Here is a 25,941-nt window from a genome sequence, read left to right as displayed (position 1 = left end):
ACATCGCACCTGCTTCTTTTTTTAGGATGATACGGCATGTTAAAAAAAACACTCTCAATACTCAGTCTTTGCCTCTCTACCAACATCGCTATTGCAAAAGACATCCCCGCCCCGCCAGAACAACTCTTTACCGATATCACACAACAAGTGGTACTCCCTGCCTATCAAGCCTTTATTGACCAAGCCCAACAACTCCAACAACAAGCCAATACCTTCTGCACAAATGCCAGCGATGCCCAACAACTCACCGCCACACAACAAGCCTTTCATGCCACCCTCAACGCATGGATGAAAACCCAAGCCATCCGCTTCGGCGCGGTTAAACAACACAATACCGATAGCAAAATACAATTTTTTCCCGACCGCAAAGACACCGTTAAACTCAAAGTCACCACTTTACTGGCCAGTGCCACCCCACTAACCCAAACAGATATTGAAAAACAAGGCAGTACCGCGCTCGGACTTTCAGCCCTTGAGATACTACTCTTTGAACCTGCCGAACAAACCCTAAACGCCTTCACCGACAAACAACGCTGTACCTATCTCACCCTTGCAACCAGCACCCTCTTACAAGACGGCAACACCTTATTCAATCAAGCCAAAGAAGCGGAAAAACCCAACCTCACCACCCTCATAGCCAGTTTGATAGAAATCACCGAAATCATGAAAGACAGCAAACTCGGTGCACCACTCGGTAAAAAAACCAACGGCATGGTAAAACCCTTTTTCGCCGAAAACTGGCGCAGTCACGCCTCACTAAACAACCTACAAGCCAACCTAGAAGGATTACAACAACTCTACACCGCAGGCAAAGGCTACGGCATCGACGACTACCTACAATCCCTCAAACACAACGAACTAGATACAGAAATACAACAACAAATTCAATCGACAATAGATGTCATTCAAACGATAAAATTACCCCTCAATGATACGCTCACAGTAAAAAGCGAAGAACGCGCCAAACTAGAACGACTCTTTTTCGAACTCGACATTCTCACCCGATTAATAAAAACCAACCTCACAGAAGCATTACAGATTACAACTGGTTTCAACAGCTTAGATGGGGATTAAACCGTGTTACGTCGCCACTTTTTACAACTCAGTGCGGGCTTACTCGCTAGCCCTGTGTTATCCGCTCACGCGAAGACACCCGCCAACACAACGACAAACGCGCTTTACCTCTCCGCACACGACGACAAAGCAGGACAACACTACATTGCAGGCTTTAACCAAAACGGCGAAAAACGCTTTAGCTTACCAGTGAATCAACGCGGACACGGTCTAGCCATACACCCCACCCGCCCAGACCTTGCCGTCCTTATCGCCCGTCGTTCTGGCACAGAAGCCACCATTTTCAACCCACAAACAGGCGACAAATATCAAGTTTTACAATGCCCTGAAAAACGCCACTTTTTCGGACATGGCTGCTTTTCTCATGACGGAAAAACCTTTTTCACCACCGAACACCACTTTGACTTAGGAACGGGCGTAATTGGCATTTACGACGCGAATACCTTTCAACGCCTGAGCGAAATGCCTACCTACGGCATAGACTCGCACGAACTCTGCTTAATGGACGACGGAAAAACTTTAGTAATTGCTAACGGCGGAATAGAAACCCATCCCGAATCAGGACGCGAAAAACTCAACCTCGACCACATGTCGCCCTCGCTCACCTATATCGACAGCCAAACAGGCGAATTATTAGAAAAACAAACCCTCCCACATCCCAGCCTTAGCATTCGCCACTTAGCGATTAATGCGCAACAAGTCGCGATTGCGTTACAAGAAGAAGGTGAAGACAGTTTACCGCTGGTTGCTCTTCATCAAAGTCGAGTCACCGCTAACGGATTTGCCAAACAAACCGACGCGCACCCAATGACCTTTTTACCGATTCCTGACGAAGTTTTATTACAAATGAAAGCCTACACCGCCAGCGCAGTGATTGCCCCGAACAGTCAAATACTGGGAATTACCTGCCCACGCGGTAATTTTGTTGCTTTCTGGTCGTTAGCTGAAAAACAGTTTTTAAAAACCCTGCCTCTAACGGATACCGCAGGCATCACATTAAGCCACGACCAACAACAATTTGTCGTTACCACAGGCATTGGAGAAATGGTTTGGATAGATGCGTTGAATCTTGTTGAACAGCAACGCACGCAATGGGAAAACATCCGCTGGGATAATCATTTAAGTGTTGTTTAAAATTCAAATAATCCCCTTTTACGAAACCTGCTAAGTTTTTAAAGATTTAGCAGGTTTTTATTTTGTATCGGCTATAAATAGCGATGGTTCAATGTAATAATAAAAAAACTTTGTAGCCTGTTATTTTGGTGCATTTTTCTAGGGGAGAAATTATGGGCATCGAATTCGTGGGACGTGTCGCGGAGCTTCAGCGGTTTCAATCTTTATTAAATAAAAAACAAGGGGAGTTATGGGCAATTTGTGGCGAGGGTGGGTTAGGGAAATCTAGCTTATTACGCGAATTTGTAACGCATTGCGAGCGACAAAAGCGGGATTATTTATTTATCGATGTTGAACAGTTATCAACTTATAAAACGGCTGCCGAGTTTTTATTAAGTTTATCCGCTACGCATTTGCCAGAGTTTGAGAAAGCACAGCAAAAAGCACACGGTATTTATCAAACTGTACAAACACAATTACAAACAGGGTTTGAAACGTTTAAACCTGAATGGCAGGGTGTGATAACAGGCTTGAAAGAGACATATATAACAGAAGAATACGAAAAACAATTCGCGGCAGTTGTCGATAAACATTTCACTTTATTTCTCAGTGCCGTTTCTAAAATGTGGCATTCAAAAGCAGATGCGGAAAAAAAACGCATTGCTGAAAATATTGAAGGTTATTTAATTAATAGTCTAAAAACTTTGTGCAAAGCACACCCTATTATTTTTATTGATACTTATGAGCATTTAGAGGTAAAAATAGCATTAAATGAACAGTTTATAGCAACACAATTAACGCAACAGTTTGAGACATCTCAACACATCACAACCTGTTCGTTAAAAAATTGGATAAATCGCTGGTTAGATTTTTTAAGTCAACATGGTGCAATTGTGATTGTTACAGGACGACAATTTAAGATATGGCGAAATAACGTTACTTATCTGTCCCGTTTTACCGACAGCGAAATTTTAACCGTTATCCGTTTGTCTCCCTATCCTATTCTTAAACAACTGATTGAACATAAAGTTATTGCTTTAATTAAAGCAGGACATCATTTTAATTATTCCCAGTTTCGCACCATTTTAAAGACCGATACACAATGTCAGAAAAATGCGTTAATTCAAGTTTTAAAAAAGTTATCTTTTGATGGCTCACCCTTATGGTTAGCAGTGGGATTAAATTTAGTGGCGTTGTTATTAAAGGAAGGCAAAGACATCATTGCATTAGCCCAAGAAGATGACACGTTAAAACGTTGTTTTGAGGAAATTGACGGCACATTAGAATCTGATGAAATTCAACATGCTTCTTGTAAAATGGCAATTTTTAATCGAATTACGCGCCAATTACCTGATGAAGTTGTAGAAAATGCGTGGCGGTTAGCATTACCGTGTTATTTAGATAAAGACATTTTACAGACGCTTTTAGGTGATTCTGCCGAGTATTTAATTGAGCTGTATAAAAATCTACAAATTTTGAATTTTAAACGCAGTGAAGGACAATTTTTTTTACATGAATCGATTCGAGATTTATTAGTGTTTTACGCCAAAAGTAAAAATTATTGGAATTCCGAGCTAACAAACCAGTTACATAAACAATTAGCCGATTTATTTGCAAAAAAAGCCAAAAGAAACGCGGTTTTTTTAGAAAAAATTACAGTGGAATGGTTGGATTTATCTTTAGCTGAGGAAATGTATTTTCATCAACACGGTGGACAAACAGTCGATTTAGAAAGTTGTCTGGGAAAAGAACAATATTGGTTAGCAAGAGCTTGTCAGGCAATTGAGAAAAATAAAGGAAATGCGTGGGGATGGTTTTGGTTAGGATATATACTTAGTAAGCTAAACCGTTATGAAGAAGCCCTAGCGAGTTATGACGAAGCGATTCAATTCAAGCCTGATAATGCTTTAGCATGGTTTAATCGCGGGAATGTACTATCTAACTTAAACCGTTATGAAAAAGCCCTCGCGAGTTATGACAAAGCGATTCAATTCAAGCCTGATGATGCTGAGGCATGGCTTAATCGCGGGGTTGCTTTATGGAAGTTAGGATTATTTACAGAAGCGGCTAAAAACTTTGATGACTGTTTGAAAATACAACCTAACAATCTATTAGCTTTAAGTAACGATATTGAACTAGCACTTGTTCAAAACGATTTAGAACGAATGCAACGACGTTTAACCGTTGCGTTACCTTTATTAAAAAATAATGATCAAGCGTTTGTTGTTATTCCTTTTCTTCAATGGGTTGCAAATCCAGAATCCTCTTTGCAAGCGTTATTCTTTGCCATTCAAGAACATTTACCTATCATTAAAGTTGATGGGGATTTTAGCGATATACAACCCGCTATCCTGCGTCTTTCTCCTGTACATCAGCAAATTGCCCAGCAGTTTATAGATTATTTTCAGGGAAAAATCTCTGTTGAAACTTTGCAGGCAAACGTCACTGTAGCAAACGCATCATAAAAAGAGCTTAAGCAATAATCTATTTAAACCTGAGTTCGGCGAGATTTTTTTAAAAAGACAACAGCTTGTCTAAATCAGGATTAGCAGGATTAAAAAGCGTGATTCACCTGACTTTTTGGTTTGAGGGTTTTAAATCCTGTTAATCCTGATTCAGACAAAGGCTTCGCAGTGCTGGGGTTAAAAACTGACCTTCCTTATTTTTCCCGAACACTGAATTCTACTTGCCAGCGTTCTGAGCCTGTGCGGGGAATCGCTTCTAAACATAAAATGCCGAGTTCGTTGACGCGGGCGTTGAGTCGAACAGGGACAACTTCACCTGTTTTGCGTCCTTCCGCAGGTAAGTTGGCTTCAATTTCTGGCAGTTCAACAAGTTCCTCTTCGTTCCATGATTCTAATAAAGTGCCTACGTGGTCGTCTCGGCGCACGGATGAGCCAAAAAAGCGAAAGCGTACGGCTTCGCCGACGACTAAGCCGAATTCTTGTGGGGGTAATTCGGCACTACTGCCTTCTTCCATGCCAAAGGGGGCAACACATAGGGCTTCTATCGGTGGTTCTAGTCCAGGTACTGCGGGCATAGAGCCTTCAATCCCAACATAATAGGCATTGGCTAAACCACCTCGTATCCGCACGCCATGCCCTTGGCGAACATAGCTGTAGTAAGCTGCGCCTTGTCCGACGGCTAAATCTAAATCGCTACCTGTCAGCATCCGCACAGGTTCGGCATTTTCTGCGCTTAACCATGAATTGATGACTTGTAGTAAGCGGTTTGTGAGGGCTTGGGCTTTAAAAACGCCACCGTTTAGTAGTATTGCGCTAGGGTGGATAAATTGGCTATTCGCGGGGGCGGTGTAGCCGTTGTATTCCGTTATGGCATCGATTTGACGGCTTAAGAAGTTGGCTAGATGGCGCGTTACGCCTGCATCTTGTGCGTAGGGTAAGCCTAGTTGTGTGAGTGCGGTGCGGGCGCGGGAAACAGGGCGGGCAGAGATTGGTATATCAGGAAAGAAGCCATTAACCAGTGTTTGGGTGACTTCGTCGCGGGTTAATTCTGTGCGGAGTGTGCCACCAATGAGGCGAGAGCCACGACTGGGGACGATAACGGGGACGTTGTCTAAATTGGTATCGGCTAATAGGCTTTCTTTTGCGATTCGACAGCCGTGTGTGAGGGCTTGAATTTGCCAGTTTTCTAGTTGTTTGCCTTCTTTGGCAAGTTTGGCTTTTAGGACGTAGGCAAGGGCTAAGTCCATATTGTCTCCGCCTAGCAAAATATGGTCGCCCACTGCAACACGGTTGAGGATTAAATTGCCATCGTTTTCAGTGACGATAATTAATGAGAAGTCTGTTGTTCCGCCTCCCATGTCAACGACAAGAATAACATCGCCGACGTTGACTTGTTTTCGCCAGTCGCCTTGTGTGGATTGTATCCAGTTGTATAGGGCGGCTTGGGGTTCTTCGAGTAAAACGGCATGTCCCATGCCTGCGAGTTGCATGGCTTCGGCGGTGAGTTCGCGGGCTGCGGGGTCAAATGATGCGGGAATGGTGATGGTAAGGCTTTGTTCTGCTAGGGGGTGGTCTGGGTGGGCAAAATCCCAAACTTGGTGTAGGTAGCGGAGGTAGTGGACGCTGGCTTGTAGTGGGGATAGTTTGTTAATTTCTTCGGGTGCGTCTAAGGGTAAAAAGGGGGCGCGACAGTCTGCGCCTGCGTGACAGAGCCAGCTTTTTGCGCTGGAAATAAGGCGAATAGGGGTTGTAACACCAAGTTGTCGCGCAAATTCGCCTGTAATGACTTCCGTTTGTGTGACCCAAGGTAGGGTTAATTCTTGTGGATTTAATTCGTCTGGATGGGGTAAATAAATGAAAGAGGGGAGTACGAAACGTTCATCTATTGCCCCGACATTAACCAGTTGGGGAATGGCTTGTACTTGTTGTGCAACTTTTTCGCCGTCGGATAGGCTTAAATCAATGGCGGATAAGATGCAGTGTGTTGTTCCTAAATCGATACCGACGGCGTAACGGTTCATAGTTCTACCTCAGCGGGGACGATGATTTTTAAATCGTGTCCTTCAATAATTTTCGGTAAGTTGATGGCGGTAACTTCCCATCCGCGATGGATGAGTTTGCCGTTGAAGGGGGGCGAGCCAACAACGTTACCTACAAGGCGCACGCGCTGACTATCAAAGCCTGCGGGCAATGTGAGGCGTGATTCTTCGCTTTCAGTGCGGATGGTTTGGATGGTGAAGTGTTTGCGTAGGGTTTTGCGACTGCCTTCGTGTATCACTCGCGCTGCCGCGCCGATGTCTGCATCGGTGTAGCTGGCGATGTCTTCCTCGATAAAGTCTATAAAACGGGCTTCGCTTTGGAGTAAGCCTAAGAGTTGTAACGCTGCGTCGGGGCTGGCTTCTTTGAGAGAATGGGCAGGCGTTTGGGTGTTTGTTGGTGCGTTATTGGGTAAATCAGATGGGTTAGTCGTTGGCGTGGTGAGTTGTTGTATTTGTTGTGCAAAGACATCATCGGTCAGTGTTCGTAAAAACAGTTTGATAGCTAGCGATAAACGGTTGATAAACGAAGCCATTATTTTATCCTGTTTTGTGGTTTGGACGGGTTTTATAAAGTGTTATCGGGTTTATTATACTGTGATTTTTGTCTGGCTATCAGCGTGTCAGTCGTGTTTCTAGGTCTGCATAGTGTATGCAGGTCACGGGGATTTGTTGGCTATAGCGGGGTAAGCAAGGGTCGATAATGCCTTGTTGTATGAGTTGTTCTAACGTTGTGTTTGGGGCGGGTGTGGGCGCGGATTTGACTAGAATTAAACGGCTGGCTTGTAGTTGCTGAGCTAACCATGCGGCTAAACTGTCGGAGGTCATTGCCCAAGATTCTTCGATGTCGGTTTGTGCTTGGGTCATTTGGTAAGGAAACCAGAGCGGGATTTTATTGTGGGCAGTCAGTTTTTGTATGTCGGCTAAGGTTCGCGCGGGGTGTAGGTTGGGTTGTATGCTGTGTAATAACCATGCGTATTGTTCCATTGCCAGAATTGCCATGTAGTGCGCATGGTGGTCAGAAAAATGCCAAATAGTTTGCGCATGGCGAACGTGGTCGGCAAACAGACCTCCCCCCGCGACTAAAACAAGTTGTTGTTTATTGAAACGGGTGAGCATATCCAGTAATGGCGGTAAATTGGCTGAATTTGCCAAACTACCGCCTAATTTAACAACCCACATTTATGAGGCTAGTTGTTTTGCTTGCCACATGCGCCACGCTAAAATTCCTAGCGTCAGTGCTGTTAGGGGGATAATAAACCATATCATGGCAGCCGAGAAAAATTCTAGCCAAGAATGTTCGGTAGAAAGCATAATTAAATAAACAAGATAAGCGACATAGTAGAAGAGGAATAAACCACCTTCCCAACGGTCAATTTTGTGTCCTGTAAAGAATATCGGTAACGCGGCTAAGGCAACGCCTATCATGATGGGAATATCAAAATAAATTGCTGATTCAGCAACGGGAATGCCTTGTGGTGAAACGAGCGCAGATAAGCCTAATACGGAGAGAATATTAAAAATATTACTGCCGACAACATTTCCCACCGCTATATCTGTTTCTCCCTTCCAGCTCGCTATCGCGGATGTTGCTAATTCAGGCAGAGATGTACCAATAGCTACAATGGTTAAGCCGATAATTAATTCACTGATACCGAAATATTTTGCTAAAGCAACCGCACCATCAACTAGCCAATTAGAGCCAATCACTAATAAGACTAACCCCACTAATACAAAGGCAATTTGTTTGGCAATATTTTTTGTACTTTTATCAACATGCTTCACATCGCCTAAGGCTTCCTCATATTCTGCTTCTACAGCGGGATTATTTTCTTGACGACTTTTTCTAATGGAATAAACCGTATAAACAATAATCCCTGTAAACAGAATTAAACCATCTATGCCACTGATGATGCCATCAAACGCTAAAAACCATAACAAAAATGAAATTCCTATCATTAAAGGCACATCTAAGCGCAATAATTGCTGACTCACGACTAACGGCGCGATAATCGCCGCAATCCCTAATATCAGTAAAATATTCGCAATATTACTGCCAACCACATTCCCCACTGCAATATCGGCTTGTCCTGCCCATGCGGATTGTACGCTAACGGCTAATTCTGGCGCGCTTGTTCCAAAAGCAACCACGGTTAAACCAACAACTAATGGAGAAATTCCTATAATTAACGATAATTTAGAAGCTCCAGCAACTAAAATATCTGCCCCATAAACGAGAAACACTAAGCCAATGATAAAGAAAATAAGCAATTGAATATCCATAAATAACCTCATTAATAAACGATGACAAAATACCGATAGCGATATAAGGGAATATTTGAGTATTTTAAATGGGTGATTTTAACGTCATTTCACCAATTAAGATTTTGGTTTAATATTTTCCTGTAAGATAATCAAATTACTTATATAATTCAGACTCAATCATCACAGGTTTAACACCTGTTCAATAGTCCAAATAAGTGCATAATAATGAAAAATCTATTCATGGAATCAGTTGCTATGTACATCCAATTGCAGAATGCCTTTTCCCTTGCTTATCACAAGCGACTGATTTTATGGCAGAGTATGGCAGTATTTATCTAAAAATTATCCTTAGGGATTCATGTTTATGGCAAACCCAGAGCATTTATCTATCCTACAGCAAGGGGTAGTTGCGTGGAATGCGTGGCGGGCAAAGGCAGCTGAATGGCCTGATTTATCAGGTAGCAATCTAGCAGGGCTAAACCTCACGAAAGCGGATTTGTTTCGCGCGAATTTAAACAAGGTAGATTTAACCAACGCTAATTTATCTGGGGCAAACTTATCAGGCGCGAACTTGAGCGAAGCTAATTTAAGCAAAGCGAATTTAAGTAAAGCCGACTTAAGCGAAGCCAATTTAAGCGAATCCTATTTAGCCCGCACCAATTTAACCGATGCGAATTTATCCGAAGCGAATTTAACCAAAGCCTATTTAATAGAATCTTACTTATCAGGCGCAAATTTATCCGAAGCCAATTTATTCCGTGCAAATTTATTTGAATCTGACCTATTCCGCGCTAACTTAACAGGCGCGAACTTATTTAAAACCAATTTGACCGAAACTAATTTAATTGAAGCCTACCTCACAGGGGCAAGTCTGTTTAAAGCAACCATGACCGAAGCCGATTTAACAGGCGCGAAAATGGATGATACACATCTCGATGAAAATGCCATTAAAAAATAAATGCGGTTTTATCTGAAACAATACACACATTGATTTTTAACAATAGATAACTATTTTAACTTTTTAATATCATCATTACTTTTTTGTCAGCGAGGAAATCATTAATGCGTGGTGGATTAGGTAGTTTAATGAAGCAAGCCCAAGAAATGCAGGCAAATTTACAAAAGACACAAGAAGAAATTGCTAATTTAGAAATTGGTGGTGAATCTGGTGGCGGTATGGTTAAGGTGTTAATCACAGGTCGTCACGATGTGAAAAAAGTCACCATAGACCCAAGTCTGATGGAAGACCGCGAAATGTTAGAAGACCTGATTGCCGCTGCCATGAATGACGCGGTTCGTAAAGCTGATAAATTAATACAAGATAAGTATGCAGGCGTTACCAACGGTTTAAATTTACCCACAGGATTTAAACTGCCATTTTAACCGATTATAAATCATCAACTAGACTACTGAATAATGAGCCAACGGGCTTTACAACTTAATCGTTGGTTTGAAACAGCGGTAGGACAACGATTACTTAATATAGAAGCCAATACTTTAAGCAAAGTATTACCCTATCTATTTGGTTATCATCTTGTACAAATTGGCGGTATGGGACAAGGGCGTTTACTAGAAAGCAGTCGCATCCGCCATCGTTGTATTATCAGTCGTTACGCAGATGTTTTACAAACATCCTATTCTAAAGTTTCCAGTACCATTGAATCCCTGCCTTTTGCTTCCGATAGCATCGACGTTGTTGTCCTCCCCCACCTCCTAGAATTTGAAGACAATCCTCACACCATTCTACGCGAGGTAGAACGCATTTTAATTCCTGAAGGACACATTATTATTATCGGCTTTAATCCCCTTAGCTTATGGGGCGTTTGGCGATGGTCATTTGCCCAACGCAAAGCCGCACCATGGTGCGGGCGATTTATTGGACTTTTACGCATTAAAGACTGGTTAGCCCTTTTAGGTTTTGAACTGGTTGAACAACAAACCCTTTTTTATGCTCCGCCGTTTTACCATGAACGCTTAATGACCCGCTCCCCAATTTTTGAAAACATGGGCAAACGCCTTGCGGGACGTTTTGGCGCGGTTTATATCGTCGTTGCTAAAAAGCGCGTTGCCACCTTAACCCCTTTACGCAAGCCCGTAACATGGTCAAAAAGACGTAAATCTCTCATCACTTCAGGGGTTATCCCCACACGCAACGACTCATCCAATGCCGACTAATTACTCCAGCCATCGCGGTACTGACGAAACGTTTTACCAACTCATGCAACTCAGTGGTAGTGGACTTTTAAAACTCTTAGGATTCCCCCCTGAAATTGCCGAACACTACACATTTAGAGCCGTAGAGCTTAAAGAAAAACGCTTACGCCCTGATGTAGAAGGCTTACCCGCCCTAGAAGTTGCCAACGAACGTATTTTTATCGAATTTCAGGGCTACGTGGATAAATTCATGCGCTATCGACTTTTAGGCAACTTAATTCAAGCCTGTGTACAAAGCCGTGATGAAAAACCCATAATTGGTATTATTATTTATACTCAAGAGGCTTACCAACAAGCCGCTTTACCCTTACACCAACTGATTGATGGTTTAAACAACCCATTAAGAGAAATAGTATTAACCCACTATACAGAAGCACAATTAATCGAAGCAGACCCACGTTTAATTGTTCTAGCCCCGTTTACAGTTTCCCCACAAACGGACACCACAACGCTCACGATAAAAGCACAACAATGGGTAAAAGCCATACATCAAACCTATCCCGCAGACCAACAAGCGGAAGCTGTTAATATCATCGGTTTGTTTTTATTTAGTTGTTTTAAAAAGTTAAATCGTCAGGAGGTTCTCAATATGTTAAACCTAGACTTAGTCAACACCGTTGCAGGACAAGAAGTGTTACAACTGGGCAGAGCCGAAGGCAAATTAGAAGGGAAAATTGAAGGGAAAATCGAAGGACGAATAGAAACTGCGCGTCTATTTTTAATAGAGGCATTACAAATGCGCTTTTCAAGCATTACCCCTTCAGTTTTAGAAAAGATTCAAGCCATCAATTCTCCAGAACACATAGAACACCTGTTTAAATTTGCGATGCGTTGCCAAGATTTAAACGAATTTGAACGGCAATTACGCTTGAATTAACGCTACTTGCAAATCGCAATAACCTGTAAGAGAAAACCAAGAAGACGGCATAATGAAATGAATGATGAAATTGTAGAAGCCTTTACTGATGGAGCTTGTCGCGGTAATCCTGGCCCTGGTGGCTGGGGCGTGTTGCTACGCTACAAACAACATGAAAAAAGTCTTTGTGGTGGAGAACGAGAAACAACCAATAATCGCATGGAATTACTCGCCGCCATTATGGCATTAGAATCTTTAACCCGCCGTTCAAAAATTCGTATCACCACCGACTCGACCTATGTCCGCGATGGAATTACAAAATGGATTCATAACTGGATTAAACGTGGCTGGAAAACGGCGGATAAAAATCCCGTGAAAAATGTCGACTTATGGCAACGACTCTACCAAGCAACACAACAACACGATGTAGAATGGTGTTGGGTGCGCGGACATACAGGACATCGAGAAAACGAAATAGCCGATACGCTTGCTAATCAAGGACTGGATGCTGCCTTAAAAACCCGTCAAGCCAGCGTTGCGTAAATGCAGGATAAATTATGCAGGGTAAATTTATAGCTGATGCAAAACCCATAAAATGCTACAAATTTACCCGCTAACCACTTAAATATACAGCGTGATATCTGCCTCGCCCGCAAATTCGAAAAAGGTTGCCGCACCCCCGAACTCAACCGTTGGTAAGAAATCCTCTTTATGCAAATCAAATAAATCAACTGTCATTTGACAAGCGATTAATTTAACTTCTGCTTCAACACAAATTTCACGCAACTGTTCAATACTAGCAACGCCTTTTTGTTGCAACTTCTTTTTCATCATTCCCGTCATAAAACTCTGCATACCAGGTAATGCTTGCACCAAAACAGGAACAGGAATCGGCATTTCCATTGCAGGATTACCCAACGAGGTCACTTGTAAATTTAGCTCCTGTTTAAGTAACTGCAAGCCGTAGAAAGTAAAGAAAATCTGTACTTCATAACCTAATGCGGCCGCCGTAGAAGCTAAAATAAACGGTGGATATGCCCAGTCTAATGTCCCCTTGGTTGCGATAATCGCTAACTTTTTCGTATCGGACATGTGCTTCCCTCCTTGCTGTACAAAGAATGTGGTTATTTTGCTTTTTCAATCAAAAAAGAATACTTCCCATTTTCTTCTGTAGAAGATAACAACTTATTCCCTGTCTGACGGGCAAACGCATCAAAATCTTTAACCGAACCAGGGTCAGTCGTTAGAACATGTAAAACTTCACCGAGTTGCATTGTATTTAATACTTTTTTAGCTTTTAAAATCGGTAAAGGACAGTTTAAACCACTTGCGTCCAGTTCTTTTGTAAATTCAACCATATAATTTTCTCCTAACATTCTAATATAAGCATTTAGCCTAACACTTTTTCGTAGAATACGAAAATAACAAATTTAGCTAGTCCTACAATATTTAAGTATTACAGATTATTCTTATATTCAAAAAGTATAATATTCATTAACACAGTATAATTAATTGATAAAAAAGTAAAAAATAATTTAACTTGCTACTTAACTTTGTCTTTTTCAGAGACGCTATTATTAAAAGAGAATTCACTGATTAAATGCGACCACTGAAGGGGCTTAGAATGGATTTTTTCCCTATATTTTTAAACTTAACTCACCAACCCTGTTTAGTCATTGGGGGCGGATTTACCGCAACACGCAAAATAGCGTTATTACAGCAAGCAGGAGCGGATATCGATGTTATTTCTCCAACTTTGCACGATAAACTACAGAACCTCCAAGCAACAGGAAAAATTCGTTGCTTTTTACGACCCTTTCAACAAACCGATTTAACCCTAAAAACCTATCGATTAATTATTGCGGCAACCAATGACGATGCGGTAAATCGCCAAGTATCACAACAAGCCCAAGCCTTGAATATCCCTGTTAATGTTGTCGACCAGCCTGAACTGTGTAGCTTTATTGTCCCCTCAGTTTTAGACCGTTCCCCGCTACAAGTTGCCATTTCAACAGGGGGAGCTGCGCCTGTACTGGCTCGGATGCTACGCGCTAAATTAGAAAGCGTTATTCCCGCCGCATTTGGGGATTTAGCCCGTTTAATGGCGCGTTTTCGACACAAGACACAAGCGCAATTGAGCGATACCCGCCAACGCCGTGATTTTTGGGAAACCGTTTTAAGCGGACATATTGCCGAGTTAGTGTTATCAGGACAAAACAGCGCGGCAGAACACGCCGTCGAACAACTCTTAACAGAACGAACAAACACTGATTCGCAATCTATGGGCGAGGTTTATCTTGTCGGTGGTGGGCCGGGCGACCCTGATTTATTAACTTTTCGGGCATTACGTTTGATGCAAAAAGCCGATGTAGTGTTATATGACCGTTTAGTTTCCCCCGCTGTCTTAGCCCTTGTCCGACGCGATGCAGAACACATTTATGTCGGTAAACGTCCTGACAAACACACCTTACCGCAAGAAGAAATTAATTTATTATTGGCGCGACTCGCAAAAGAAGGGAAAAAAGTCTTGCGTTTGAAAGGCGGAGACCCGTTTATTTTTGGGCGAGGAGGGGAAGAAATTGAAACCTTGATGACGGAAGGTGTTCCCTTCCAAGTCGTTCCAGGAATTACTGCCGCCTTAGGCACGGCAGCTTATGCAGGCATTCCCTTAACTCACCGCGATTATGCGCAATCCTGTTTATTCGTCACAGGACATTTAAAAGACAACACCATGAATTTAAACTGGGCAGCCTTAACCCAACCGCATCAAACCGTTGTCGTTTACATGGGTTTAAAAGCCTTAGGCTTATTCTGTGCAGAAATGATAAAACACGGTATGTCAGGTGAACAGCCCGCCGCGCTAGTGCAGAAAGCAACTACTGCTGACCAAAAAGTCATTATTGGTACGTTGCAAACCCTGCCCCAATTGGTAGAGGCGGAAAACGTGAATTTACAAAGTTTAATTATTGTCGGTGATGTCGTGAAATTACACGAAAAACTGAAGTGGTTTAACCCTGAAACCATGGCAAGACAAAATGCGTCTGTGATGTAAGTATTTAACTAAAAGAGTTCAGCGAGTTTCTTTATAAAAAGATAAAAACTTGTCTGAATCAGGATTCACAGGATTTTCAGGATTAGCAAGATTAAAAAGCGTGATTCACCTGACTTTTTGGTTTGAGGGTTTTAAATAAGGTTTTAAATCTTATCAATCCTGTTAATCCTGATTCAGACTATCACGCCTGCCAATTTGTTAAAAATTCTTGCAGATGTTTTTTGGTCTTATATTTTTCAGAAACGAGTGTGTCGCGGATTAATTGCGTTTCATGCTGATATTCTTCTGGTTTTAATCTCCCACGTATCAACTCAAAGCGCAGGAAAATCAAATAGGTATTTAATACATCTGTTTCGCAATAATCCCGAATATCCTGAATACCGCCGACTTGATACACATCCCAAACTTGATCGCCACTCATTCCCATCTTGCCGGGAAAGCCTAACATCGTTGCAATTTCATCCAAGCGAGCAAACGCTTTATTTTGATAACCCGCCAACACATCCATTAAATCCGTGTGTCGTTCATGAAATCGACTTAAATAATTATTCCAACGAAAATCGCCATTTGTTTCCCAATAGCGGGGCGCGGGAATACCATGCAATAAGGTTCGATAATGTAAAACAGGTAAATCAAACCCACTGCCATTCCAAGAAACTAATGTCGGCGTATATTCTTGTAATCCCTTATAAAAACGTTCAATTAATTCTTCTTCAGGTGCGTTAGGTTCGCCCAAAGACCAGACTTTAAAAATATCCTGCTTATCATTCTTAACGCGCAAAACGACTGAAATCGCCACAATTTTCTGCAAATGATGGCGTAATATTTCTGTCTGTCCGTCTGTTTCCTGCTTACGATAATGAAACATGACTTTCGCCACGTCTTTATCACTGAGTTGCGCCATTTCTTCAGGATTGCCATACAACCGCCGACCACTCGCCACATCAGGAATGGTTTCAATATCAAAGACAAAAATATTCATTGTTGAGAGCCTAAAGCGTGGAAAAGAAAGCCTTAAAAACAGGGTAGAAAGGATTCACAAGCCTTATTTCTACCCCGATTTAAGCCCTAAAGTGATTATTTACGTTGTTGCCACTGACCTTTAGTATCTTGATACCACCAACCTTTAGGGGAGCGTTCAATCCAACGGCTTGCAAAGGTTGCCCGTATTTCCGTTTCCCACTCAGGATGCCCATTGGCAAGGGCTAATTCTTTATATAAGGCTAAACGGTCATTATTTTCTTCCACGACCCAACGATTGACATTATTACGGGCTTTTAAAGGCACAAGACTAGGGTCGCGTAAGGTAATCAACGCGTCATAGGTTAAACCAATCGCGCCATTGTCATAATAAACCTTCAAATCTTTAAAACGGGTTGCCATCGTATTCTGCAACACTTGAATGGTGGGGCTAGAAATATCGATATTGGCTTCAGCGTGTGCGCTGGGGATGATTAACTCAAATGCCCACGCAAACCAATTTCCATTAGCGGGCTGAATGGCTGACTGCTTATCGGGTGCGGGTTTGGTCTCTGTGGCGGGTGCGGGCGTTGTTGCAGGGTCAGTAGGATTACCCGCTTTATCTCCCCAAACTTGGTCAATAATTTGGTCGGCCGCTTTTTCCGCCGCCGCCGCTGGAAAATAAACATTAATTGTTACACAAGCCGTTAAAAATAAACCGAATAATGCAAGCACAAAATGAATAGGTCTTAACATAAAAGCTCCTTATGTGTACGCTCAAATACGTTGCAGACAGGGGATTAATGCCGTTTATTATGACAGAAATCAATTAAAATTCAGGCATTCTCTTTTAAATCCTGCTAATCCTGAAAATCCTGTGAATCCTGATTCAGACAAAATATGGCTGGTTTTTTCCTCGCTTACTCCTCCCGCATTCGGCGCACCGAAATTTTTAACGTCTTATTATCCCGTTCTAACTCATCCAACGCCCGCATTAATAAAATAGGGACAGCAATTGCTAAATTCCCTAAAACCATCTGTTGCAAGCGTTCATACTGCTCTTCGGTCAAGGGAATGCTTAAACGAGTTGCTACTTCCGCACGACTTCCGCGCCCAATCACCTGCACTAACGGTTCTTGTCCTGCCCGTTCATCCAATAACTGAATTTTTAACGTATGCTCATACGCTCTACGCCCATCTTTTTTAATACTTTCTTGCTCATCCGACATAAAAAATTATCCCTATTTGCTCGCCATATCACCGCTAAAATTTTACCGAAATGCTGTTTTTAGTGCTATTGACGCTATTTAATGTCACTGAATGCACGAATTCCAGCAAATAGCCCGTCGACTTGGTAAAATAAATAATATTTGTTCCTTATTAATTCGCACGCTTGAGGTTCTCGAATGCCCCGTTATACAGGTTTAATTGATAAATATCGCGACCGCTTACCCGTTCATGATGACACCCCGATTATTAGCTTAAGTGAAGGCAATACCCCCTTAATTCGCTTAGCCAATATTCCTCGCCAATTAAAAAAATCCGTCGATATTTACGTCAAATATGAAGGCTTAAACCCAACGGGCTCGTTTAAAGACCGTGGCATGACCATGGCAGTGACGAAAGCCGTAGAAGCAGGCAGTAAAGCCATTATTTGCGCCTCAACAGGCAATACCAGCGCGTCCGCTGCTGCCTATGCCGCCCGTGCAGGTATTTCCGCCTTCGTACTGATTCCAGAGGGAAAAATTGCACAAGGTAAACTCGCTCAAGCCATGATGCACGGCTCTATCATTATTCAAATTCAAGGCAATTTTGACGCTGGGATGCAATTAGTCAAAGAAATTGCTGACCATGCCCCTGTGACAATAGTCAACTCTATCAACCCATTCCGCTTACAAGGGCAAAAAACCGCCGCGTTTGAAATTATCGAAGCCCTTGGACGTGCGCCTGATTTTCACTGCTTACCCGTTGGCAATGCGGGCAATATTTCTGCGCACTGGATAGGCTATTCTGAATCAGCCGCCACTTGCCCCGAAAAAGTCACCGAAGCCTGTGCCTTCTGTAACGGACATTGTCGCTTTGCCACAGGCATTACCGTGAAACGTCCGCGCATGGTTGGCTATCAAGCCAGCGGTGCCGCACCATTTTTACGCGGTCACATGGTCGACCATCCTGAAACCATCGCCACGGCTATCCGCATCGGTCATCCGCAAAGCTATCACCAAGCATGGGCAGCCGTGCGCGAATCTAACGGCTGGTTTGATGAATTCAGCGATGACGATATTCTTTTAGCACAGAAATTATTAGCGGAAAAAGAAGGGATTTTCTGCGAACCTGCATCCGCTATTTCCATCGCAGGCGCGGTGCGTGATATTCAAAATGGCAAAATTCCTGAAGGCAGTACTATTGTTTGTACACTGACAGGACACGGCTTGAAAGACCCCGACACCGCCATTAAACAAAGCACAGCCCCCTTATTAAAAGTCAAGGCAGAGCTAAATGAAGTGAAAGCCGCGATTTTAGATAATATGGTGAAGTAAATAACCCTTTGAAAAACGGTTGAATCAAGTTAAAAATAACTCGATTCAACCATCATTCTTTTAAAAAAATCTGAGTAATACCACAATGTCTAATCGTTGCGCGACGGTCAACCGTAACACCCTAGAAACACAAGTTTCAGTCACTCTTAACTTAGATGGAACGGGTAAAAGTCAACTCGCTATCGGTGTGCCGTTTTTAGAACACATGCTTGAACAAATCGCCCGACATGGCTTAATTGATTTAGAAATTAACGCCAAAGGGGACTTACACATTGATGCACATCACACCGTTGAAGATGTAGGCATCACTGTAGGGCAAGCATTCACGCAAGCATTAGGCAATAAAAAAGGCATTTATCGCTACGGACATGCTTACGTCCCATTAGATGAAGCCCTTTCTCGTGTGGTCATCGACTGCTCAGGTCGTCCCCACATGGACTACTTCGTCGACTTTCCCCGCGATAAAATTGGCGATTTTGATGTAGAACTATTCCGCGAATTCTTTCAAGGCTTTGTTAATCATGCCTTAATTACTCTACACATTGATAATTTACGCGGACGCAACGCCCACCACATTATCGAAACCGTTTTTAAAGCCTTTGGGCGAGCCTTACGCATGGCGATAGAACGCGATGAACGGATGCAAAACATTGTCCCCTCGACCAAAGGAACACTATAAAATGAAAACCGTCGCCATTCTTGACTACGGCATGAGTAACTTACGTTCAGTGAATCAAGCCTTTAGCCATGTTGCAGAACGCGATTGGCAAGTTATAGTGAGTAACGAAGCACAAACGATTTTACACGCTGATAAAGTCGTTTTTCCGGGACAAGGGGCCATTGGCAACTGCATGGCATTGCTCAAACAAACAGGCTTAAGCGACATTATCCGCCAAGCATTACAAGAAAAACCCTTTTTAGGACTCTGCTTAGGCTTACAAACCCTCTTAAGCCACAGCGAAGAAAATGGCGGGGTTGATGGCTTCGGCGCGATTGCGGGCAATGTCAAACTATTTCCAGACCCATTACTCGACCCTGTGACAGGTGAACGGCAAAAAGTTCCCCACATGGGTTGGAATCAAGTTAAACAAGTGACAGACCACCCACTCTGGGCAAATATTCCTGATAACAGCCGATTCTACTTTGTGCATAGCTACTACGTAGAACCCACAGAACCCAATGTGACCACAGGCGCGACCACCTACGGCAATATCACCTTTACCAGTGCCATTGCCAAAGATAACTTATGTGCGGTGCAATTCCACCCCGAAAAAAGCCAACACACAGGCTTGCAACTGCTACGGAATTTTTTAGCGTTGTAAATAACAAGTCGGGTTTTACACGCATAAATCCTGATTCAGACAAAAAGATGTAGATTAACGACTAAAACCCGACTTCTTTAGCACTACCCTAAAAACAACGGAGACGCAATGACAACCCTATACGACTTAATCATTATCGGCGGTGGCTTAGTCGGTTCAAGTCTTGCCTGCGCTTTGCGTCATACCGCGCTTAAAATTGCTCTCATAGAAACCAAAGACTGGACAGCAGAAACAGGCGCATCGCATTATGATGACCGCGTCTTAGCCCTAACTTATACCTCACAACGCATTCTACAAGGTATCGGCATCTGGTCAGCCCTCGCACCACAAACAACCACGATTCAACAAATTCACGTTTCTGAACAAGGCGGATTTGGCATGACACGCCTGAATGCACGAGATGCCCAACTGCCCGCTTTTGGCTACACCATCCGCGCCAAACAACTCAGCCAACACCTACAACAAACCGTCAGCCAAACCGCCTGCACCATTCTTGCCCCCGCCCAAGTTGAACAAGTCTATTTCAACGACCAACATATCGAATTGCACCTTCAACACCAAGGGCAAACAGAATGCCTCTGCACTCGCTTACTTGTCATTGCTGATGGCGGACAATCCAAAATCCGCGATTTTGTCGGCATGAATGCCCAAATAGCCAACTACGAACAAACAGCAATAACCTGCAATATCACCCTCTCAAAACCCCATCAACACATCGCCTATGAACGCTTTACCCCCACAGGACCTATTGCGTTATTACCCTTAGAAAACCAAGATTGCTCACTGGTTTGGACAGTTAAACAAGCCGACGAAACACAAGCAATGGCTTTAAATGACAAAGACTTTTTACACACCGTACAACAGATTTTCGGCTGGCGAGCAGGACAATTTACCCGTGCAGGACAACGCACCGCCCACCCTTTGCGCTTAGTCCGTACTGAAATCACAGACTATCCTCGTTTAGTCGTGATTGGCAACGCCGCCCACACCCTACACCCCATTGCAGGACAAGGCTTTAATTTAGGCTTACGCGATGTTGCAAGCCTTGCCCAAGCCATCGTCGAAACTCTACAAACCCAAGAAAGCGACATCGGTAACACTGCGACCTTAGAACGTTATCAACATTATCAACAACCTGACCAAGATAGAGTTATTAACTTAACCAATCAAATGGTAAAAGTTTTCTCTAACGACTTTCTACCGCTGAAAATTTCACGCAATTTAGGCATGTTAGCCATAGACACTTTACCATTTGCAAAACAATGGCTTGTGCAACAAATGACAGGGTTACATGGACACCCTTCACGTTTGTTGATGGGTTTGCCGTTAGTTTAGTATCAACCTGAGTTCTGCAATATTTTATGAGTTAAATAGTGAGTTAAGGCGTAAAATCGCTTTAGCTGTTTTAATCGGATAACTTACTTTCTTCCTGCTTATTTTTCATCAGGATTTATCAGACAACCTGTTGTCTTTTTAACAAAAACTCGCAGAATTTGGATTATTGCGTATCTTCTTGATGTCCTAATTTTTTGACTTGTGCTAAATCATAAGTTGCTTGTAGTTGGGTAAAGCCTTGTTGTGCTTCTCGTAAATGGTAATCACGTTGTGTATGAGTGATTGCTAAATGGCGAGCTATTTCATAATGGGTTAAGGCTATGTCATAAGGTGCATTTAGCCGTTGTGCACTGTCTAAGGCTTGTTTCCAATAGGCACGCGCTAGATTGGGTTTACTGCTTAACCATGCATAAAGTCCTAGCCAGAGTAATGCGCGCGGTTTTGCTATGGGGAAAACTTGCGCGTAACGTTTTAATGTTTGGCAAGCCCGTTTTGAAAGTTCGTTAAACGCATCATATTCTTTCGCTGATAAATTTGGCGTGTTTTCCCATTGTTGCAAATATAATTGTGCAACACAGGCGTAGCTTTCAAAGGTTTCTATATGGCTGGGTGGGGCTTTGGCGATTAAATGCGCGGTTTTAGTTGCCATTTGGATGGCTTTTTGATTAAACCCTTGTTGGTTGTACACTAAGCCTAATAAGCCACAAACCCATGTTGCTTCTACTAATTTCATTTCTTCACTGGGTAGGGCTTGTACGGATTTTAAACAGTCCACTGCATTATTTAATTCGCCTAAACGTAGATAGCCTAAGGCTTGTCCGCATAATCCCCAAACGCTTGTTTGTATATCATTTTGTTGTTGTGCCAGTGCATAAGTGTTGCGGGCTTTTTTGATGGCTTCTTGCCAATCTGCTTGGCAGTAATGAATCCAGAATAATTGATTTAAACTTTCTATTTGTTGTCGATTATCGCCAATACGTTCTGCAAGGAGTTGGGCTTGTAAGGCTTGTGCTTGGCTGACTTGCCAGCGTCCATGGCGTAAGTCGTGGAGACTGAGCAGTAGTAAAATACGGGCATTAGGTGGTGCATGGTATTGGATAGCGCGTTTACTGTAGCGTTCAGCAAGGCGGTTAAATTTGAAACTCCCGACGACAAGACAAAGGCTTGCATAACTGTGGGCTAATAAATTTGAAGGTTGTTGTGCTTTTTCGGCAAGATTGAGGGTTTTTAATTCGGCTTGTAAACCACGTAGGACATCTTGTTCTGCCCATGCGATATGGCTTAGGTGTTCATAAATGTGTGCGGTTTGTAGCAGGCGTTCTCCTTCTGTGATGCTGAGTGTGCTGAGTTGATTAGGAAATAATAAATGCCAGAGTTGTACGCCAATTTGATGGCAGAGACTTAGCCCAAGTCCTAAACGGGTCGTAGCTAAAGGTTCTTTAAGGAGTTTTAGGGCTTTACTGAAAAAAGGACGGCTTTGATTAAATTCGCCTAAATTAAAGTAGGCTTCTCCAATCTGTAACGCCCATTTGGCGCGTTGTGTTTGATTACTAAATAGCGTTTGTTGTTCTGCAAGGTTTAATGCTTGTTGAAAAAATTGAATGGCTTCATGGTTTGCGTAGTAGCGTAATGCGTATTCTCCTGCTTTTTCAAGATAAAATAGGGCTTTTTCTAGGACGTTGGCTTGTGCCCAATGATGCGCGAGTAAAGGATAGTAAACGCTTAAGTTGTCGGCGTGTAGCGTTTCATACCATGTTGCTAAGGCGTGGTGAATTTTAATCCGTTGTGCAGGGTCTAATTGTTGGTAGGCAACTTGTTGAACAAGGGCGTGTTTAAATAAGTAGTAGCTGTTTTTATCGGCACGGTAACGGCGATAGTCGTATTGGGCAATAAAAAATTGTTTTTGTAAATAATTTAGCTGTTTGGTTAATTCTGCTTTTTCAATCACGGCAGGGTAAATACCGTGTAGCGTGCTGAAGTTAAAGGTTTGCCCCATCGCGCTGGCTGTTTTGAGTGTGAGCACGTATTCAGGCGGTAGTTGAGCGATACGTTGCATAATCATTTCTTCAACGGTAACGCTTGTATTTAAATGGGTTTGTAGTTCTTGTTGTAAACTTGGGCTGAGATGACACATGCCGTCTAAGCTACGCACGGCTTGGCTTGCTAGTAAGGTATAGGCAAGCTCTTCAATACATAAGGGATTACCGTTGCTTTTTTCTTGTAGCCAGTAGCCTAATTCTACAGGTAAGCGGGTTACGCCTAGACGTTGGCAAGCTAAAACATGGGTTTCTTGTGCAACTAGGGGTTTTAAGCGTAAATGGCGCGTGCCACTGTATTGGCTTAAGGCTTGGGCATAATTAGGCTGGTTGGGGGTGTGTTGTGTTTTGGGATTGATGACGATAGGGCGTGATGTCAGGATGAGCAGTAAAGGTTGTACATGGCGACTGATTTGATAGAGCAGGGCGTAAGAGGCTGAATCCAGCAGGTGTATATCATCTATCAGGAATAAATAACGGTGTTTACTGCGTCGACAAAAATCTTTTAATAATGCACAGAGTAAGGCGTGTGTATTTTCTTCGCGGACATTGCCTTGCATTTGGGTTGTTAGTTTATTATCAGGCAGGTTTAGCGCGAAGATGGTATTTAGTAAGGGAAGGCGAGAGAGTAAGGCAGGTTTAGATTGTAAACGGCTGAGTATCATTGCCATTTTAAATTCAGCAGATACGTCGGGCGGTTCAGCGGGTTGTCCATAAGCACGCACGCCTGCCATTTCATAATTGAGTAACGCATTAAACAGGTGTCGCCAAATACTATAAGGGTTGTTCACAATTTGTTTAGTATTTTCAGTGATTGAGGCACTGCCATATAAGCAGATAACGGATGAGTTATCCGCATGTTGTAGAAAATCTTCGCATAATAAGGTTTTTCCTAGTCCATCCTCAGCTTCGATTAGAATCACATTGCCATTTTCCCCTTGTTGAAACGCTTGTAACTGACGCAGTAAAAATTGCCGTTCTTGTCGTCTGCCGAACATTTGTGCATGAAAAGGGCGACGTGGTGAGGCTTTTTTATAAGCGAGGGGACGATAAACAGGAACAGCAATTTGACTGGCAGGCAGGTGGAGTGCGGGCAGTGGTTCAAAGTCGATAAAGGCTTGCGCTGCGCGATAGCTAGCACTGTCACAGAAAACGGTGTCGTGTGCAGATTGCATTAAATAGGCTGCGCGTTGCATGGTCATGCCAATTAAATCAAAGTAGCAACGGGTTGTATTTCCCCGATTACTACAAAATACTTGCCCTGTACTAATGCCGATACTGCCACGTAGTTGTTGTTCATGTAGCATCAAGCGAACCGCTTGCGCTGCTTGTAGGGCATAAAAGGCATTTTCTTCAACTTGATGTGTCGGCACAATGCTATTGTCTAAAGGCACACCCCAAGCGGCAATAAAGCGTGTTCCGTAGTCATTTACAAGAAATTGAATGACTTGCCCTGTAAAGCGTAAAACGATTTGTTGTAATTCGTATAAAGCATCTTGAATTTGTGTCAGCACAGAGGCGTTGTGATAGTCCAAGCCTTCAATATTGAGAAATAACACGCTGACTTGTTGTAGCTCTGCAAACCATTGGGTTTTACCCTTGTCTAACCGTGCCAGAATAATCGGGGAAATATAACGCCGTAAATAAATTGCGGTCTCAGGAGGTAGTGTAATTTCTGGCGTATGGCGTGGCTTTAATGGACGGATTAGGCTTTGTAGGCGAATATAATGATTTTCTAATAGTTCTCCTTTGGCATGACGTTGTAAATACTGCCATGCCGTTGGCGAAATGGTGACTTCTGCGGGCTGTGCGTGGCGTTGTCCTGCGCTTAAGCGTAATAATGATTCTCCCGCGATAAAAAACTCCCATTGTCCTTCAACTCCGCCGACAGTTGCCGCCCAAATATCCCCTGCTTCTAATAAAATGCGTAAGGCAATCCCTGTTAAAGACGCATGTCTCACTACGGAAAAAGGGGTGTTTTCAGGTGCATAAGGCAAAATTGTTGGGGGGTTATGTTGTTGCCATGTTTGCAATGCTAATGCGCATAGGGCAGCTCGACGGGTAACAACGGTTAAATCTTTACCTGTTACCCCAACAGGCCAAAGCACCAGCAATGCATCGCCTGAAAATTTTAAAACCTCGCCTCCATGTTCGCTGATAATGTCTATGATTTGCCCAATGTAACCATTTAACAATTGCGTGAGAATATCAGAGCCTGTGTTCCCTTGTTCTAATAGCTGTTCTGCAATTGGGGTTAAACCATAAATATCGACAAATAGTGCAGCAGTTTGTAACTGTTCTGCATGGGGCGAAGGTTGCCAATCAGGTTGCATTGCATAATGGCGTTGAACCAAGGTCGGCGTATAACTGATTAGCGTTTGCAAAGGGGTTGACGATGACATAGATACATCAAAAATTCTCAAGGGCTTTTATTAATTTTAACCCATCATGAAAGACAAGAAAGCCTTTTTTGTCTTAGATTTGCTCGTGTAATGAATAAAAAACTGCTTGGTTTAAAACGCAAAATTTATTCCATGACTGAAATTGTTAGCGATGAAATAAATTGTCATTGTTAGAAAATATCTATTTAGGTGATTGAGAAAAGTCATGCAGTGCATCAGTGAATAGCAATATCCTTATCTCTTCAGGTTTTTCAGGGGATTTGGGCTACAG

At 42.8% G+C, this 25,941-nt stretch carries 23 protein-coding genes; 13 read left to right on the top strand and 10 right to left on the bottom strand.

All coding sequences use genetic code 11. The annotated features are described in order from the left end of the window. Positions 1 to 36: 36 nt before the first annotated feature. The 3 genes from BEGALDRAFT_RS13665 (at position 37) to BEGALDRAFT_RS18415 (ending at position 4,652) form a co-directional block, all read left to right on the top strand. The gene (locus BEGALDRAFT_RS13665; protein ID WP_002690919.1) at positions 37 to 1,074 is read left to right on the top strand and encodes an imelysin family protein; all 1,038 of its coding nucleotides are present in this window, start codon (positions 37 to 39) and stop codon (positions 1,072 to 1,074) included. A 3-nt stretch (positions 1,075 to 1,077) separates the two neighbouring features. Further along, complete coding sequence (locus tag BEGALDRAFT_RS13660; RefSeq protein ID WP_002690917.1) at positions 1,078 to 2,208, top strand: DUF1513 domain-containing protein; 1,131 nt, start codon at positions 1,078 to 1,080, stop codon at positions 2,206 to 2,208. 152 nt (positions 2,209 to 2,360) lie between these two features. Continuing rightward, complete coding sequence (locus tag BEGALDRAFT_RS18415; RefSeq protein ID WP_002690916.1) at positions 2,361 to 4,652, top strand: tetratricopeptide repeat protein; 2,292 nt, start codon at positions 2,361 to 2,363, stop codon at positions 4,650 to 4,652. A 194-nt stretch (positions 4,653 to 4,846) separates the two neighbouring features. On the opposite strand, the gene BEGALDRAFT_RS13650 is transcribed toward BEGALDRAFT_RS18415, so the two are convergent. The 4 genes from BEGALDRAFT_RS13650 to BEGALDRAFT_RS13635 all read right to left on the bottom strand — a co-directional run bounded on the left by BEGALDRAFT_RS13650 (position 4,847) and on the right by BEGALDRAFT_RS13635 (position 8,971). Further along, positions 4,847 to 6,673 carry an Hsp70 family protein gene (locus BEGALDRAFT_RS13650; protein ID WP_002690914.1) on the bottom strand — a complete coding sequence of 609 codons (1,827 nt, stop codon included), beginning with the start codon at positions 6,671 to 6,673 and terminating at the stop codon, positions 4,847 to 4,849. Further along, positions 6,670 to 7,224 (bottom strand): DUF2760 domain-containing protein, encoded by a 555-nt coding sequence (locus BEGALDRAFT_RS13645; protein ID WP_002690912.1) that lies wholly within the window; start codon positions 7,222 to 7,224, stop codon positions 6,670 to 6,672. Before BEGALDRAFT_RS13645 ends, BEGALDRAFT_RS13650 begins: the two co-directional genes overlap by 4 nt. Positions 7,225 to 7,303: 79 nt before the next feature. After that, on the bottom strand, positions 7,304 to 7,870 hold the full coding sequence (locus BEGALDRAFT_RS13640; protein ID WP_002690910.1) for an amino acid kinase family protein: 567 nt from the start codon (positions 7,868 to 7,870) through the stop codon (positions 7,304 to 7,306). Then, on the bottom strand, positions 7,871 to 8,971 hold the full coding sequence (locus tag BEGALDRAFT_RS13635; protein WP_002690909.1) for a calcium/sodium antiporter: 1,101 nt from the start codon (positions 8,969 to 8,971) through the stop codon (positions 7,871 to 7,873). It lies immediately after the preceding gene. 346 nt (positions 8,972 to 9,317) lie between these two features. Here BEGALDRAFT_RS13635 and BEGALDRAFT_RS13630 point away from each other — a divergent pair, with 346 nt between their 5' ends. From BEGALDRAFT_RS13630 to rnhA, 5 genes are all read left to right on the top strand, one after another. Next, on the top strand, positions 9,318 to 9,911 hold the full coding sequence (locus BEGALDRAFT_RS13630) for a pentapeptide repeat-containing protein (protein WP_040295640.1): 594 nt from the start codon (positions 9,318 to 9,320) through the stop codon (positions 9,909 to 9,911). A gap of 104 nt (positions 9,912 to 10,015) precedes the next feature. Continuing rightward, positions 10,016 to 10,336 carry a YbaB/EbfC family nucleoid-associated protein gene (locus BEGALDRAFT_RS13625; protein WP_002690902.1) on the top strand — a complete coding sequence of 107 codons (321 nt, stop codon included), beginning with the start codon at positions 10,016 to 10,018 and terminating at the stop codon, positions 10,334 to 10,336. A 33-nt stretch (positions 10,337 to 10,369) separates the two neighbouring features. Next, positions 10,370 to 11,128: a class I SAM-dependent methyltransferase gene (locus BEGALDRAFT_RS13620; RefSeq protein WP_002690900.1), complete on the top strand. Its 759-nt coding sequence runs from the start codon at positions 10,370 to 10,372 to the stop codon at positions 11,126 to 11,128. Then, positions 11,118 to 12,044, top strand: a complete 927-nt coding sequence (locus tag BEGALDRAFT_RS13615) for a DUF2887 domain-containing protein (RefSeq protein WP_002690898.1) — start codon at positions 11,118 to 11,120, stop codon at positions 12,042 to 12,044. Before BEGALDRAFT_RS13620 ends, BEGALDRAFT_RS13615 begins: the two co-directional genes overlap by 11 nt. A 57-nt stretch (positions 12,045 to 12,101) precedes the next feature. Beyond that, entirely contained in the window at positions 12,102 to 12,566 is a 465-nt protein-coding gene (rnhA, locus tag BEGALDRAFT_RS13610) for a ribonuclease HI (RefSeq protein ID WP_002690896.1), read from the top strand. A 78-nt stretch (positions 12,567 to 12,644) separates the two neighbouring features. Here rnhA and dsrE2 read toward each other — a convergent pair whose 3' ends face one another. Continuing rightward, positions 12,645 to 13,115 (bottom strand): sulfur carrier protein DsrE2, encoded by a 471-nt coding sequence (gene dsrE2, locus BEGALDRAFT_RS13605; RefSeq protein ID WP_002690895.1) that lies wholly within the window; start codon positions 13,113 to 13,115, stop codon positions 12,645 to 12,647. Positions 13,116 to 13,147: 32 nt separating this feature from the next. Next, positions 13,148 to 13,381: a sulfurtransferase TusA family protein gene (locus BEGALDRAFT_RS13600; RefSeq protein WP_002690893.1), complete on the bottom strand. Its 234-nt coding sequence runs from the start codon at positions 13,379 to 13,381 to the stop codon at positions 13,148 to 13,150. Between the two features lie 266 nt (positions 13,382 to 13,647). Here BEGALDRAFT_RS13600 and cysG point away from each other — a divergent pair, with 266 nt between their 5' ends. Next, positions 13,648 to 15,075, top strand: coding sequence for a siroheme synthase CysG (gene cysG / locus BEGALDRAFT_RS13595; protein WP_002690891.1), 1,428 nt, complete (start codon positions 13,648 to 13,650; stop codon positions 15,073 to 15,075). A gap of 181 nt (positions 15,076 to 15,256) precedes the next feature. On the opposite strand, the gene BEGALDRAFT_RS13590 is transcribed toward cysG, so the two are convergent. From BEGALDRAFT_RS13590 to BEGALDRAFT_RS13580, 3 genes are all read right to left on the bottom strand, one after another. Continuing rightward, a complete protein-coding gene (locus BEGALDRAFT_RS13590; protein ID WP_002690890.1) occupies positions 15,257 to 16,057 on the bottom strand; it encodes a 3'-5' exonuclease in 801 nt (266 codons plus the stop codon). A gap of 95 nt (positions 16,058 to 16,152) precedes the next feature. Continuing rightward, positions 16,153 to 16,791 (bottom strand): YdbL family protein, encoded by a 639-nt coding sequence (locus tag BEGALDRAFT_RS13585; protein ID WP_002690888.1) that lies wholly within the window; start codon positions 16,789 to 16,791, stop codon positions 16,153 to 16,155. A gap of 164 nt (positions 16,792 to 16,955) precedes the next feature. Continuing rightward, a complete protein-coding gene (locus tag BEGALDRAFT_RS13580; protein ID WP_002690886.1) occupies positions 16,956 to 17,264 on the bottom strand; it encodes a hypothetical protein in 309 nt (102 codons plus the stop codon). A gap of 177 nt (positions 17,265 to 17,441) precedes the next feature. Here BEGALDRAFT_RS13580 and thrC point away from each other — a divergent pair, with 177 nt between their 5' ends. The 4 genes from thrC to ubiH all read left to right on the top strand — a co-directional run bounded on the left by thrC (position 17,442) and on the right by ubiH (position 21,232). Further along, positions 17,442 to 18,575, top strand: coding sequence for a threonine synthase (gene thrC, locus BEGALDRAFT_RS13575; RefSeq protein WP_002690885.1), 1,134 nt, complete (start codon positions 17,442 to 17,444; stop codon positions 18,573 to 18,575). 85 nt (positions 18,576 to 18,660) lie between these two features. Then, a complete protein-coding gene (hisB, locus tag BEGALDRAFT_RS13570) occupies positions 18,661 to 19,254 on the top strand; it encodes an imidazoleglycerol-phosphate dehydratase HisB (RefSeq protein WP_002690883.1) in 594 nt (197 codons plus the stop codon). A gap of 1 nt (position 19,255) precedes the next feature. Next, a complete protein-coding gene (gene hisH / locus BEGALDRAFT_RS13565) occupies positions 19,256 to 19,897 on the top strand; it encodes an imidazole glycerol phosphate synthase subunit HisH (protein WP_002690882.1) in 642 nt (213 codons plus the stop codon). 108 nt (positions 19,898 to 20,005) lie between these two features. After that, positions 20,006 to 21,232 (top strand): 2-octaprenyl-6-methoxyphenyl hydroxylase, encoded by a 1,227-nt coding sequence (ubiH, locus tag BEGALDRAFT_RS13560; RefSeq protein WP_002690880.1) that lies wholly within the window; start codon positions 20,006 to 20,008, stop codon positions 21,230 to 21,232. A 163-nt stretch (positions 21,233 to 21,395) separates the two neighbouring features. On the opposite strand, the gene BEGALDRAFT_RS13555 is transcribed toward ubiH, so the two are convergent. Beyond that, positions 21,396 to 25,670, bottom strand: a complete 4,275-nt coding sequence (locus tag BEGALDRAFT_RS13555) for an AAA family ATPase (RefSeq protein ID WP_002690879.1) — start codon at positions 25,668 to 25,670, stop codon at positions 21,396 to 21,398. Between the last annotated feature and the right edge of the window lie 271 nt (positions 25,671 to 25,941).

The organism is Beggiatoa alba B18LD (genome assembly GCF_000245015.1).
Taxonomy (GTDB): domain Bacteria; phylum Pseudomonadota; class Gammaproteobacteria; order Beggiatoales; family Beggiatoaceae; genus Beggiatoa; species Beggiatoa alba.
The sequence above is the reverse complement of the archived record's forward strand: the minus strand, read 5'-3'. Positions and strand labels throughout refer to the sequence as shown.

Bases quoted from the DNA above. Each gene is read 5' to 3' on its own strand.
- BEGALDRAFT_RS13665 (WP_002690919.1), top strand. From the start codon at position 37: ATGTTAAAAAAAACACTCTCAATACTCAGTCTTTGCCTCTCTACCAAC.
- BEGALDRAFT_RS18415 (WP_002690916.1), top strand. From the start codon at position 2,361: ATGGGCATCGAATTCGTGGGACGTGTCGCGGAGCTTCAGCGGTTTCAA.
- BEGALDRAFT_RS13650 (WP_002690914.1), bottom strand. From the start codon at position 6,673: ATGAACCGTTACGCCGTCGGTATCGATTTAGGAACAACACACTGCATC.
- BEGALDRAFT_RS13645 (WP_002690912.1), bottom strand. From the start codon at position 7,224: ATGGCTTCGTTTATCAACCGTTTATCGCTAGCTATCAAACTGTTTTTA.
- BEGALDRAFT_RS13640 (WP_002690910.1), bottom strand. From the start codon at position 7,870: ATGTGGGTTGTTAAATTAGGCGGTAGTTTGGCAAATTCAGCCAATTTA.
- BEGALDRAFT_RS13635 (WP_002690909.1), bottom strand. From the start codon at position 8,971: ATGGATATTCAATTGCTTATTTTCTTTATCATTGGCTTAGTGTTTCTC.
- BEGALDRAFT_RS13630 (WP_040295640.1), top strand. From the start codon at position 9,318: ATGGCAAACCCAGAGCATTTATCTATCCTACAGCAAGGGGTAGTTGCG.
- BEGALDRAFT_RS13625 (WP_002690902.1), top strand. From the start codon at position 10,016: ATGCGTGGTGGATTAGGTAGTTTAATGAAGCAAGCCCAAGAAATGCAG.
- BEGALDRAFT_RS13620 (WP_002690900.1), top strand. From the start codon at position 10,370: ATGAGCCAACGGGCTTTACAACTTAATCGTTGGTTTGAAACAGCGGTA.
- BEGALDRAFT_RS13615 (WP_002690898.1), top strand. From the start codon at position 11,118: ATGCCGACTAATTACTCCAGCCATCGCGGTACTGACGAAACGTTTTAC.
- rnhA (WP_002690896.1), top strand. From the start codon at position 12,102: ATGAATGATGAAATTGTAGAAGCCTTTACTGATGGAGCTTGTCGCGGT.
- dsrE2 (WP_002690895.1), bottom strand. From the start codon at position 13,115: ATGTCCGATACGAAAAAGTTAGCGATTATCGCAACCAAGGGGACATTA.
- BEGALDRAFT_RS13600 (WP_002690893.1), bottom strand. From the start codon at position 13,381: ATGGTTGAATTTACAAAAGAACTGGACGCAAGTGGTTTAAACTGTCCT.
- cysG (WP_002690891.1), top strand. From the start codon at position 13,648: ATGGATTTTTTCCCTATATTTTTAAACTTAACTCACCAACCCTGTTTA.
- BEGALDRAFT_RS13590 (WP_002690890.1), bottom strand. From the start codon at position 16,057: ATGAATATTTTTGTCTTTGATATTGAAACCATTCCTGATGTGGCGAGT.
- BEGALDRAFT_RS13585 (WP_002690888.1), bottom strand. From the start codon at position 16,791: ATGTTAAGACCTATTCATTTTGTGCTTGCATTATTCGGTTTATTTTTA.
- BEGALDRAFT_RS13580 (WP_002690886.1), bottom strand. From the start codon at position 17,264: ATGTCGGATGAGCAAGAAAGTATTAAAAAAGATGGGCGTAGAGCGTAT.
- thrC (WP_002690885.1), top strand. From the start codon at position 17,442: ATGCCCCGTTATACAGGTTTAATTGATAAATATCGCGACCGCTTACCC.
- hisB (WP_002690883.1), top strand. From the start codon at position 18,661: ATGTCTAATCGTTGCGCGACGGTCAACCGTAACACCCTAGAAACACAA.
- hisH (WP_002690882.1), top strand. From the start codon at position 19,256: ATGAAAACCGTCGCCATTCTTGACTACGGCATGAGTAACTTACGTTCA.
- ubiH (WP_002690880.1), top strand. From the start codon at position 20,006: ATGACAACCCTATACGACTTAATCATTATCGGCGGTGGCTTAGTCGGT.
- BEGALDRAFT_RS13555 (WP_002690879.1), bottom strand. From the start codon at position 25,670: ATGTCATCGTCAACCCCTTTGCAAACGCTAATCAGTTATACGCCGACC.